Source organism: Pseudolactococcus yaeyamensis (assembly GCF_054658615.1).
In genome coordinates, this window is sequence record NZ_BAAGGP010000021.1 from 25,540 (window position 1) to 37,443 (window position 11,904).

General features: G+C 40.8%; 17 protein-coding genes. 1 reads left to right on the forward strand and 16 read right to left on the reverse strand.

Annotated elements, in window-relative coordinates:
- From ACYQ21_RS05890 to ACYQ21_RS05945, 12 genes are all read right to left on the reverse strand, one after another.
- A complete protein-coding gene (locus tag ACYQ21_RS05890; protein WP_460056341.1) occupies positions 1–402 on the reverse strand; it encodes a hypothetical protein in 402 nt (133 codons plus the stop codon).
- A gap of 2 nt (positions 403–404) precedes the next feature.
- Complete coding sequence (locus ACYQ21_RS05895) at positions 405–737, reverse strand: Mor transcription activator family protein (protein WP_460056342.1); 333 nt, start codon at positions 735–737, stop codon at positions 405–407.
- On the reverse strand, positions 703–1,182 hold the full coding sequence (locus ACYQ21_RS05900; protein ID WP_460056344.1) for a phage protein GemA/Gp16 family protein: 480 nt from the start codon (positions 1,180–1,182) through the stop codon (positions 703–705). The genes ACYQ21_RS05895 and ACYQ21_RS05900 overlap by 35 nt, the downstream gene beginning before the upstream one ends.
- An 18-nt stretch (positions 1,183–1,200) precedes the next feature.
- Positions 1,201–1,842, reverse strand: a complete 642-nt coding sequence (locus ACYQ21_RS05905; RefSeq protein ID WP_460056346.1) for a hypothetical protein — start codon at positions 1,840–1,842, stop codon at positions 1,201–1,203.
- Positions 1,839–2,093 (reverse strand): hypothetical protein, encoded by a 255-nt coding sequence (locus ACYQ21_RS05910; protein ID WP_460056349.1) that lies wholly within the window; start codon positions 2,091–2,093, stop codon positions 1,839–1,841. The genes ACYQ21_RS05905 and ACYQ21_RS05910 overlap by 4 nt, the downstream gene beginning before the upstream one ends.
- Positions 2,065–2,340, reverse strand: a complete 276-nt coding sequence (locus ACYQ21_RS05915; RefSeq protein ID WP_460056351.1) for a hypothetical protein — start codon at positions 2,338–2,340, stop codon at positions 2,065–2,067. Before ACYQ21_RS05915 ends, ACYQ21_RS05910 begins: the two co-directional genes overlap by 29 nt.
- A gap of 13 nt (positions 2,341–2,353) precedes the next feature.
- Positions 2,354–2,701, reverse strand: coding sequence for a hypothetical protein (locus ACYQ21_RS05920; protein ID WP_460056352.1), 348 nt, complete (start codon positions 2,699–2,701; stop codon positions 2,354–2,356).
- A 2-nt stretch (positions 2,702–2,703) separates the two neighbouring features.
- On the reverse strand, positions 2,704–3,648 hold the full coding sequence (locus ACYQ21_RS05925; protein WP_460056354.1) for an AAA family ATPase: 945 nt from the start codon (positions 3,646–3,648) through the stop codon (positions 2,704–2,706).
- Positions 3,648–5,546: a Mu transposase C-terminal domain-containing protein gene (locus tag ACYQ21_RS05930; RefSeq protein WP_460056356.1), complete on the reverse strand. Its 1,899-nt coding sequence runs from the start codon at positions 5,544–5,546 to the stop codon at positions 3,648–3,650. Before ACYQ21_RS05930 ends, ACYQ21_RS05925 begins: the two co-directional genes overlap by 1 nt.
- Positions 5,547–5,753: 207 nt before the next feature.
- Positions 5,754–5,936 carry a hypothetical protein gene (locus ACYQ21_RS05935; protein WP_460056358.1) on the reverse strand — a complete coding sequence of 61 codons (183 nt, stop codon included), beginning with the start codon at positions 5,934–5,936 and terminating at the stop codon, positions 5,754–5,756.
- Positions 5,937–5,944: 8 nt separating this feature from the next.
- Complete coding sequence (locus tag ACYQ21_RS05940) at positions 5,945–6,172, reverse strand: helix-turn-helix transcriptional regulator (RefSeq protein ID WP_460056360.1); 228 nt, start codon at positions 6,170–6,172, stop codon at positions 5,945–5,947.
- 242 nt (positions 6,173–6,414) lie between these two features.
- On the reverse strand, positions 6,415–6,561 hold the full coding sequence (locus ACYQ21_RS05945) for a hypothetical protein (RefSeq protein ID WP_460056362.1): 147 nt from the start codon (positions 6,559–6,561) through the stop codon (positions 6,415–6,417).
- 120 nt (positions 6,562–6,681) lie between these two features.
- On the opposite strand from ACYQ21_RS05945, the gene ACYQ21_RS05950 reads away from it, so the two are divergent.
- Positions 6,682–7,476 carry a helix-turn-helix domain-containing protein gene (locus ACYQ21_RS05950; protein WP_460056364.1) on the forward strand — a complete coding sequence of 265 codons (795 nt, stop codon included), beginning with the start codon at positions 6,682–6,684 and terminating at the stop codon, positions 7,474–7,476.
- A gap of 260 nt (positions 7,477–7,736) precedes the next feature.
- Here the strand turns inward: ACYQ21_RS05950 and ACYQ21_RS05955 are convergent, their stop codons facing one another.
- The 4 genes from ACYQ21_RS05955 to ACYQ21_RS05970 form a co-directional block, all read right to left on the reverse strand.
- On the reverse strand, positions 7,737–7,886 hold the full coding sequence (locus tag ACYQ21_RS05955) for a hypothetical protein (RefSeq protein WP_460056366.1): 150 nt from the start codon (positions 7,884–7,886) through the stop codon (positions 7,737–7,739).
- 302 nt (positions 7,887–8,188) lie between these two features.
- Positions 8,189–10,585: an SF1B family DNA helicase RecD2 gene (gene recD2, locus ACYQ21_RS05960; RefSeq protein WP_460056368.1), complete on the reverse strand. Its 2,397-nt coding sequence runs from the start codon at positions 10,583–10,585 to the stop codon at positions 8,189–8,191.
- Complete coding sequence (locus ACYQ21_RS05965) at positions 10,575–11,192, reverse strand: histidine phosphatase family protein (protein WP_460056371.1); 618 nt, start codon at positions 11,190–11,192, stop codon at positions 10,575–10,577. The genes recD2 and ACYQ21_RS05965 overlap by 11 nt, the downstream gene beginning before the upstream one ends.
- The gene (locus ACYQ21_RS05970) at positions 11,189–11,719 is read right to left on the reverse strand and encodes a tRNA (cytidine(34)-2'-O)-methyltransferase (protein WP_460056374.1); all 531 of its coding nucleotides are present in this window, start codon (positions 11,717–11,719) and stop codon (positions 11,189–11,191) included. The genes ACYQ21_RS05965 and ACYQ21_RS05970 overlap by 4 nt, the downstream gene beginning before the upstream one ends.
- Positions 11,720–11,904: the final 185 nt, after the last annotated feature.

The following is an 11,904-nucleotide window of genomic DNA, read 5'->3' on the forward strand; positions in this document are numbered from 1 at the left end:
TCAAAAAAGTTTCAGCTGTTTCGGGTCAACATCCGTAAAGCCCAGCACATGCCCATTGATTACCTTAATCTTATTTAACGTACTATCAACAGCATTACCATTGCCATGAATCCATTCGAGATAGCCCTCAGGATATTCAAGACCGCCATAAAACAAATCATCTTCATCTGCTACCCCAAGCAAGGCATCAATATAGCCTGCATAGGTAAGCCCATCTTCGCCAGCCTCTGCCAAGGTTTTATCCCAATCAATGACCATTTTAGGCACAAACACCTTCTCGTAACGCTCTTCGAGCTGTCGCACTAGCCAAATAGCATCACACTCGCCACCGTCAGGCAACTTATACATCACAGGCTTGCGCATTCCCATAACCTCAACGACTTCATCAAACATCATCGCCATTGTCAACTCTCCTTACCATCCTCTAAAAAATCAAATATCGTCATTTGCCCATCAGCTAAATTACCCGATAGCCGACCATACTGTTCACTAATCAGCGCCCGCACATAGCTCTCACTCAGCCCATATCTTTGTGCCAGTAACCGATAGTTGCTACCATCAAACTCACTGAAAATCTTTTCATTACGTTTTTCTCGCTCAAAGCTCTCCAGTTTTGGAAAATAGACCGAACTGCCACCGAAATCAACCAATAACTCACGATAGACATCAAGCCCCAACTTGTCGACAAAGTACTCAGAAGTTTCATCCACTGGCAACACCCCGTTTCTTTTCCTCATTTTTGATAATGAACTCTAGCCGCGTGATAAGCCGACTAGCCTCAGCAGGTGTCAACCATTGCGCAACCGCCTTGCCATTCACGACATGCACCTTAATATCAAGTTTTCTGGCAATCCCAGCCAATCGCTCACCAAGTGACGAGCGACTCGGCTCAACATCTAAAGATTGTAGCTGATACATCAATGCCCACATTTTCTTTTGTTGGGCGCTAGTGACCTTTTTCTGTGAAGGTTCCGACTGCAATCTTTCAAGCTGTGTGATGAGCTTACTTGCCTCGAGATAAGACAACTGCTTGACCGATTTTTTCTGAAACAAATTATCAATCATAGCGTGCAGCTGATCCTGTTCAGCGCCACCATCCACAATCCCAATATGATTCGCAATCGCATATATCTTGCGCATCTGCCACGCCTGCACCACACCACTTGTCTTAAAATTTCCCATCAGAACCTCCTCAATCAGTTACTCAACACTAACTTTCAACTTATCTTCCACAATGACCGCAGCTTTCAACCGCTCGACAAGGTCATCAAAGTCGCCATCAAATCCCACATCAGCCAGAAACGCATTAAATATCTTGTAGTTATGCGCCTCCTCAAATAAGTAAGCCGTATCACTCGCTTCACTATCCGACATGCCCAACACAGCCATCAAAACCTGCTTATCCTTTTCAAAATTGCCCCGTAATTTCTTACCAAGCAAGCTACGCGTCGTGCCATCATCACTCAAACCAGCAATAATAGAGCTTTCAGATTGCTTGACAAAACTATTTTTCACAACAGCCACTAAGAGGTCTTTAAGAGGCTTTTTATAGCTGTAACTCATTTCTGATGTCGCATACTTATCAGGCGTTTCGCCCAACAATTTCATGATGACCTTATCCGCCAAAATCTTAGGCGTTTCAGCATTCGTCACTGTGACCTTAATATCATCAGCCAGATAGCGAGCCGTCTTAAACTTACTATTGGCAAGCTCAACCTCAGCTAACTCCTCAAACCAAACCTTCAGCTTTTCAGATTCAGCTTTCAACTCAGCCATCTCGTCCGTCACTGCCTTCAGACGGGCAACCTTTTGACTAATTTCTACTGCCGTAAACTCAATCATTTGACCACCCCAGCTTCCTTAGCCATCGCCAGCACCTCAGAACGAGACACCTCAAACCCTTTGTAAGTAATGACATCCTCAGCCGAACCAGTAAAGAAACAAGTCGGCACATGCTTGCGAATTGTCACACTGTTGTCCTCATTGACCTCAATATCAACCGCAGCCTTAGCAGGCAAATTCAAATCATGTCGCAAAGCACGTGGCAAAGTCAAGCCACCGTTTTTAGTCATTCGTTTTTGTAAAGTTGTCATTTTCTATTCTCCACTCAATATTATTATTATCGTCAACCGAAATCACTCGATCCACATTCTCAATCGCCATCAATATGTCAAGCTCTGTCACCATCAGATAGTTCGCAGATTTTGAAATAGTCGCTGGATCCTGATTGTATAATTGATCTACTCGACCACCAGCGCCAACTTCAGCATCTGTCCCGTATCTCGCATAGATAGCAATACGCTGATTTTCATATTGCGTTGCCTCTAATGTTATTTTCATCACACATTACCATCTATCCAATCGCTTGCTCTAAACTAAGCTGTACTCCCTCACTCGCTAAATAGGAGTTAATCTCATCAAAGTTCGTCACTTTAGAAAGACAAACCACAGCAGAGCTATCCTGCTCCGATGCCACGTGCCAATCACTCGCATATTCGGCAAGTGAGACAACTGGCTCAGACACATCTAAACCCTGCCGAAATTCGCTAGTATCGCCACCCAGCCGACTAATCTCATTTAACGCATTGGCAAGCCTTACTTTCAAACTCCAGTTTTCTTGACTTTGCATTTTTAAGCGAGCAATTTCGTTTTTCAGCTCAATCATTTCCTTAGCTCGCCTATCGTCAAATAGTTTAAACATCGCTAGTTCTCCATATTCCGATACATGGCATAAAGCGATTGATAACTCACATCTCTCATAGCCACCGCGTTATTATAAACGTTCACAGCCGTTCGCAAACCGCGCGTACTCTGCGCAATGCTGAGCAGAAAATCAAGCTCTTTATTTGCCCCTTTTTCAGCTAGAAGTGGAAACATTTTTTTGATATCATCTTTACTGATATGCTTTGTCTCAAAACGCCTGCGCATCTTAATCCGACTAAACAACTGCGCAAACTCAGCCTGTTGCTTACCAATCAGCTTGTTATGCACAATGTCGTTACCGATGAAGACAATCCCCACCTCACTCATACCAGATAAGACATCAGGCTCCGCAAAACTCCGAATTTCTTCCAACGTGTTACTATGCAGATGTTGCGCCTCGTCAATGATAATCAGCTTGCCAGCACCCTTGAGCTTATCCGATATATCTTGCGAAATCATCTGCGTATTCCTGTGAGCAGGCACCCGTAACTGTTGCGCAAGCAAGGTCAGAAACCCTCGCAAAGTTGAGCTAGATGGTGACACATTCAGGTAAATCACATTGTTAGGATTCTCCCGATAATACCTGACAGCAGCCGAAGTCTTACCAATCCCCGCATCACCATAAGCCATCATAATGCCTTTGGTCTGGTGGCACATCCGCAACATATTGTAAACATTGCTAGATATTTCAGTAGCTACATAGGCATTGACCACCTTGTACGCCGCATTGCTTAACTCAATCGCCGACTGCTCCTCAGCCAAACCAAGCCAAACTTCAATCTTAGCCTCAATCGCCAGAATATCCCCAGAATACTTTTCACGGCGGTACTGACTCAAAGCCCCGTCAGAAATGCCAATCAACTTAGCACCCTTGACCTGACTTAATCCTTCGGCTTTTAACTTTTCTTCAAGGCGCTGTATTAACTCAGCGTTATATTTACCCATCAATCATCCTCCATCTTTTCCAAAGCATCCGCAAATGCCCCAAAGTCCAACTGTTCAAAATCTTGCCCAATCGCGCGCTGTTCCACTAACGGATTCTCAAGCGCCCGAACTAGCTCAATCACCTTAGCATCTACTTTCGGTAATCCGATAACCTTTTGACGTTCCGCCTCAGCCAAAGCCACATCAAGCGCCACAGCCCGATTATTAGGTAATACCTTGTCAAGTTCCTCTTTATAGAACTTCTCACGCTTACGAATTTCACGCTGCAGCGTTTTAATCTCCTCAGCACCAGTCCGAAAGTCCGCAATCAAGGCATTATCATTTTTCAAGATACAGATAAATCTATCTTCCAAATCATAAACCCGAACCTCGCTCAAATCTTCCTCATCATAGCGCAGATAGACCTCTTGACCGATATACTCCCTGACAAACATCTCATCATAGAAAATCATAGGCTCAAGCGTACCCAGTTTAGACTTAATCCCAATCCGACCAACTTTAAGCGGCTTGACCGTTTTCATCATTAACAAATTCAGTTCATCGCTACTTGGTACAATCCGTTGTCGCTTCATATTCTCATTGAAAACATCAATCTTGCGCTTATGCTGATCGCGAACAACAGCGCCGCCATAACCCTCTAAATTCAAGCCATACTCAATCAGCAAAGCCAACTGCCTTTGTACCTCAGCAATCGTCGGGATCCCTTGCTTAGACTTCAAAACCCCTTTCAAACGCTCAGGCTTTTCAAGTACCGTCCCACCTGTATAGCTCTCGTACAGCTTAGAAATGCCTTCCTTAACATTCAAGAACCAACGCTCAATAGGTTTAGCCCGAGCATTTCGCACAATCGCATTCACCATGTTTATCCCCAAACGTTTCAAAATCGGTGGCGGTGTAAACTCATCTTTTGTCGATTTTTTCTGCCGATGTCCAAGACCACCGAAAAACATATTTAAGAACTCACGCCCATTATCCACATAGACCTCCCGAGGAATACCAAAGTTTTCAATACCATTCCTAAACGCCTTAATCGTCACAGTAGAGCTTGAACTCGTTCCGATATGATAGCCGACCACAACACCGCTCCGCATATCTTGCCAAGCTGACAAATACAACCGTGTAACCGTCTTGCCATCATCATTTAACGCCATCAAATCAAGCGTGTGCGTATCGCCAACCCAAACATCGTTAGACTCTAGCTTGTCATAAACACGTGTCACATAAAGCCCAAACAAATCACGACAAGCCTTCTCACCCTCACGCGCCAAGACCACAGCCGCAGGTGGCAACTTATCTACCTCACGTTTCAAGGTTGACATACTCGGAAAGTTCTCAAGCAAATCAGGACGATTCTGCTCACACCAATGCCGAGCCAACTTCGCCGACTGCGCAATCGTCCGCTTGTTTTGGTGCAAGTAGAAATCAAAGAAACGCTCAACAACCTCATGATTCACACGTTGCCGCTTAAACTTACCACGACGATCAACCAAACCAGCATACTCACGAGACTCAACCGCCTTAAAACGACGATAAAGCGTGCCTTTAGAAATGTCACGCAAAGCACCAAACTCAATCATAGCCTCGGTTTTCTTCAAGTCGCTTTCACGTTTGAAAACCTGAAACTCATCATAAAGTGCGAGCCACTCGTCAACCTGTTCACGCTCGCTTTCACTCAATGACTCAAGCCCCGTTTTGATTTCCACCGTCTCAACCGCCTGCATAGCCGTCCATTTGTCTTGAAGGTCTTGCGAAAGACTTTCAAGCGGTATCATGTACTGCGGACGACCTTTTTCGTTTAGCATGCTTTCTGCCAATATCTTACCTTGTAAACAATATCTTTTTACTGTTGCTATTGGTATAGCAGAAAGCTCACTATACTCTCTAATAGTCAAGAACATAGAAACACCTCCTAACTTGCAATCTTTTCAAGCTCAACATTATTCAAAACCTCTCCAATTGTTGGAAAAACTGTTTGTCCCTTATCACGGCAACCTAAAATATACTTTTCAATTGCTACGTAATTCACTTCATTTTTTTAACATTAAAGCGCCTTTCTAGCACTTCCATCACATTTGTAAGTTTCATTGGTTTCATTTTCTATCCCCTTACCAATTCTTTTGTCCTGAACTAAATCGGTGTTGACCAATGAAAGCCCCTTGCTTAGTCCAATACTGCTTTATTTCTTCATGTCCGTTATCCATTCGTAACGTAATCTCTAGCGCAGTAACTTCTTTAACAGAATGGACTTCCTGTATATGACTAACCTCTTCTGAATTTTTTGTCGTCATCTTGTCTCCTAACTTGCTTGTTGCTCATTTACAGAAAAACTGTATTTCTTGCCTAAAAAAATATCATCTTCAGCAACTCCGAAAAAATCTGCATATTTTTCAAAATTTTTCTTCCTAATATTCGTGCTATCACGTTCAAGATTGGAAATTGTATTTTCTGAAACACCCAATACTTTAGCCATTTCTTTCTGAGTTAATCCAACGTTCACACGCATAGCACGTAACGTCCACATCATATCTATATTCTCCTTTACATTTTTTCTGTATTTAGTGTTTTAAATTATAGTCCACCTAAGCGGACTTTGTTTGCTTTAAAAGAAAAATGTTTTTACAAGTGCTATAACACCTGCTATTAGTATACCGATTACCAAAATCCACTCAGGATCTAACTTGAATTTTTTCATTGATTCAATCCTTTCTTTATGATACACTAAAGTAAAGCCTAGGGCTCATTGCCCTGTGCTTTACTCCGTTTTGATTATCCGATTAGAGCCGAGATAATCAGTGCGATTGCTCCAATCACTGCGATAGCGATTTTGAGCGTGCCCTCTTTTGAGGGTTTTTCTTTTTGATTGACATAAATCTTGATTTCAATTTTATCAATCTTTATTTTAGGTTGTTTCATTTCATCACCTCCTCAACCTATATATCCATTATAATACATTTTTTCTGTATTGTCAACAAAAAATACAAAAAAACTGTAAAAAAACATTATTTTATATAAAAAATGTGGTACAATTATAGTATGGAAAGTAAAAAAAGAAAGCAAATAATAGCTGAAAATATCACAAAATATAGAAAAGAAAAAGGAATAACTCAAAAAGAATTGGCTGAAGCAGTAGGCGTTTCATCTTCTGCTATGACCGAATACATGAAACTAAGAACCGCACCTTCATATGGTGTTATTCAAAATATAGCTGATTATTTTGGCGTAAAAAAATCTGATATAGACTCTACATTTAGACAGAAAAACGAACCAGTCTCAGAAACAAAACGGATTTTAGATAATATTTTTGAAAACTTGGATAAATCTAATCAGACACTTTTAATAAATAATGCTAAAGAGTTGTTTGAGAAACAGAATATAGAAAAAGTTATTCAAATTCATGAAAAAGCTCCAGCTTATGAAATAGAAGAACCTGAAAAGCTTCACGAAGTCATAGGACATTCACAAGTAGCTGCTGGTCTCGGCTATGGCTACGATGATGAAGATAATTATATAGTCTATACTGATCGTGACGACCTACCATGTTATGACCTAGCTACTATGGTAACAGGTAAATCAATGGAGCCAGAATATCATAAAGGGCAAATGTTGTTATTACGTGACCTTGGCACAACGAGTTATAACGGTGAACTTTGCGTAATAGCCGACGATGATAAAAGTTACTTCAAAAAACTTTATACCGAAGACGACCAACTACGCCTTGTTTCTTTAAATCCAGAATACGATGACATCATCATTCCATTTCCACCAGACGAAGGATCTCACATTAAAATCTTTTCAGTTGTTGACTCATTTGAACCAGTTGACGGTTAAAAATCGCAAGACGGAAAAATACCGTCAGTTTTTATAAAATAACAAAAATTGACTTTGTGAAAGCATTATGGAATTTTAAAATAATGAGCTATTAAAAAATCAAGAATCCCATGAAATCAATGTTTTTTTAATAGCTCACTTAATGGCTCAAATATTAGACACTACATCCATTATTCGTTAAATATATCTATTCAAAAAATCTCTAAACCATTGATTTAAAGCCTTTTAAAAGGTCTTTCAAAACATTTAAGCTAAAATTTTTAAGACAGATAAGTTAAAATTTTCACAAAATCAAACACAAACCCACTAATACCACCATTTCTAGCTATTTCACAACCATTGCGCCCAATCCACCACCCAACACACAAGCCAAACCCTCCCGACCATTTAAAGCCTCTCTTAAAAACCACGTACAACCTCTTAAAACCTTTAAATACACTACTAGACAACCTTTTAAGCAACCAATTTTTAAAGGCATTTTAAGAGCTTTTAAGAGCCATTTAAAGCCCAAAAGAAAAAAGCGAATTTTCTCGCTTTTTTCTTTTCACTAATTGAGAATTTTTTTCACGTTTTTCCGCTTATTTCCCACCTATAAACCCACTTATTCCGCCATTTCCCGACTTTTTTCGGCTTTTTTCACAACCACCCTTTTTTCTCATTCTTCATGATTAATCACAACCTAGGGCTAAATTTATTATCTTCATAAAATATTTTACGACAACTTGCTAGCAAATATCGCAAAATCATCTATCGTCAACCCAATCATTGGATCAATAGTCATAACATTTTCTTCTGTCAAAACATAAGTTTCAGGCTGCGTCACATTTTCTGAGACCATATCTCCTTCGATTTCTGAATTTTCAACGTTTTCACTAGCCTGAACGCCATTTTCAATCCCCCCAAAGCGTTCGACAAGATAGGTCTTGCGATTGGCGCCTTGTCGAGCGACGGCAGTCTGAAAACTATTGCTTTCACCAAGCAAAATCAAGGACTGCTTGGCACGCGTAATGGCGGTATAAAGGAGATTGCGCTCCAACATACGGCTATAACTCGACACCATGGGCACGATGACGCTCGGAAACTCGCTCCCCTGCGATTTATGGATGGACATGGCGTAGGCAAGCGTAATCTTGTACCATTCGCCTCGCGGATAAATAACCTCATTACCATCAAAACTCATGACGATCTCGTCCTGCTTGGACTCGGTGTACTTGGCAGGCACAAGATCGGTAATTTCACCGATATCGCCGTTAAAGACATCTAGCGCTGCTTCATTGACCAGATGCAGCACCTTATCCCCTTGCCGAAAAACGGTCTCCTGAAAAGCAAATTCCAGGCGTTCTTCTAGCGGATTAAACAAATCTTGCAAGACCTTATTGACATGATTAATCCCCGCAACGCCTTTGTACATGGGAATCAGCACCTGTAAATCAAAAGGATCATTGCCACGTTTCAGCCAAGCGCTAGCAATCTGCCCAATGTAGTTTGGAATATTAGTCGCGTTACTCTCGATATAAGAACGATCAGGCTTCTTAGCCGTGAAATCAGGAGGGAGCTGACCATCTTTGATGCCGTGTGCCAAATTGGTAATGGTCGAGCCTTCACCCTGTCTAAAAATTTTGTCCAGTTTCACCGAGGCAAAATCAGGAATCTTCAACAAATCTGCAAAAACTTGACCAGGACCAACAGATGGAAGTTGGTCAGCATCACCAACTAGAATAACCGTCATTGAAGGCGGAATAGACGCAAATAATTTATTAGCTAACCAAGTATCAACCATTGAAAATTCATCAACGATTAACAAACTACCAGATAAATCATTGCCAAAATCATCTTCTAAATCATCTGAGTTCAGCCCCAACTGGCGATGAATGGTCGCTGCAGGCAGGCCAGTCAATTCATTCATCCGACGTGCTGCCCGACCGGTTGGGGCAACCTGAACGATTGGAAAGACATCATCCGTATAATTGTCTGGATTCAAATCTACCTTGTGTAAAGCTGCGTATGCGCGTATAATGCCCTTAATAACCGTTGTTTTACCAGTACCCGGACCACCAGTCAAAATGAAAAATTGATGCGTCAGCGCCTTATAAATGGCATCCTTTTGCAAACTATCATACTGAATGTCAAGCGCTGCTTCTACTTCTTGGATAAGGGTATCAAACTTATCAACGTCAACTGTCTCACCAATACGATTGGCTAATTTACTCAGTCTTTGATGAACGCCATCTTCCGCAAAGTAAAGGGAGTTCTCAAAGATTTTAGTATCGTTAGCTTGAAGTTTACCATCAGATAGCAGAAAATTAATATTTTCAACCACTTGATTTGGCAATATTTCAACATTTCGCGCTGATTCTAATAAATCAATCGTCTTTTCTAAGAGGTCTCGCGCTTCAATATAAGTATCACCAATTTCAAGTGAGTTAGTAAGCACGGTATGAATTAAGCCAGCCTGAATACGTGCATCACTTGTCGCTGAAATCCCTTCTTCTTCCGCTATTTTATCTGCTTTTTTAAACCCAATGCCTTTGATGTCGAAAACAAGCTGATAAGGATTGTTCTTAATAACCTCTAGCGTGTCTTCTTTATAAAGTTCATAAATCTGGAAATTAAGCTTACTTGGTAATTCATATTTAGCCAGTTTGGACAGAATTTTTTCCATACCATGATTCTCAGACAAACGTTTAACGAATGCTTTCAATTTCACATCTGTTAAAACGCCTGATAGGCGTTCTGGTTCATCTAAAATACCATCAATTGTATCTTCTGGAAATATAGCAACAATTTTTTCTGCTGTTTTCTGACCAATCCCTGGAAAATGCTCACTTGATAAGTATTTAACGAGTCCAGCACCAGAGGTTGGGACATCCTTCTCGTAAGTCGATACTTTTAATTGCTCACCATATTTAGGATGGTTGGTTAATTCTCCATAGAACTTATAGCTATCTCCTTCAACCACATCTCCAATGATGCCATTGACAACGATTTCACTATCGGAAAAATCTGCATTAGTATCTGTCACATCTAGCAAAATAACCTTATAAAAATTTGACGGATTACTAAAGAAAATCGCTTCAATCGTTCCCGTAAAATAGAGTTTATCTGCCATGTTTTTCGTTCCAATGCGTTAAGGTATAAGTATTACCATCATATTCGACAATGGATAGGGTATTATTATCCAAGCCAACACCGCTCGGTCTTAATTCGCCAATCGGTGTTCCTGTCAGCATTTTAATCGTGCTTGACAAAAAAGCACCATGGCTGACAACTAAAACATTCTCATAATGTTGCTTGCTCAGCCAATCCATAAAGCGGATAAAGCGACGGTAAACATCTGCTAAATTTTCAGCACCGATTGGATTGCCCCAAAACTGTTCAGGGTGATGACGAAAGGCTGCCATGTTCTCTGGATCTTTTTGATGCGCTTCTTCAATCAGCATACCCTCAAAAATACCAAGATGCCATTCAAATAATTCGGTTTTCTTGACAATATCACGTGGTTGATGATTATGCTCTGATAAAATCGTTGCTGTATCAATCGCACGTTTTGCGGGACTTGAAAAGATAGCATCAAATTGAGTCGCTGACAAATAGTCGCCAAGCGCTGCAATTTCAACCAGAGCCTCAGGCAACAAAGGGGAATCGCCAGTCATCCCTTGTAGTCTGCGATCCTGATTCCATTGTGTTTTGCCATGGCGTACAAAATAAATCTTCATTTTAATTTGTCTTTCTCATAAATGTGCACCAGTTCCAAGCCTTGGTAATGTTGCTGTCTCAGACACTCATAAATCACGATAGCTGCGGCATTTGATAGATTGAGACTTCTGACGTGTTCATCATTCATGGGAATTCTCATGGCTTTTTCTGCGTGTTCACGCATGAATGGTTCTGGTAAGCCGGTATCTTCTCTCCCTAAAAGGAAATAGTGATTGACGTCATCAGTGTAAAGCCCATTTTCAGAGTAATCATGTTCTGCGAATTTCGTAATCAGGTGCAATTTAGCCCTTTCATCACCATTGACATAAGTCATAAAAGCCTCTAAATCGTCGTGGTAAGTAATGTCGACTTTATCCCAATAATCAAGTCCTGCGCGCTTGAGGTTTTTATCTGTAATCTCAAAGCCAAAGGGGCGGATAAGATGGAGGTGGGTATTTGTCGCCGCACAGGTACGGGCAATATTGCCTGTATTAAAATGGATACGTGGTTCAAAAAGTACGATGTGATTTGTCATAATAGTTTTCATTATAGCAGATTTTGCCGTTTTTTTCATCTCAACTCATATGAAGCCACGGTCGTTTCATCACGACAAACGCATGACTCTCTCTCTCAATCTCAAAATAGGAAGCGTGTTTTTAAAAATAACAGCTCTCACATTGAAAACAACTGTGCCAAATAATCTGGAAAAGTCATTGATAACGAAAAACGTTT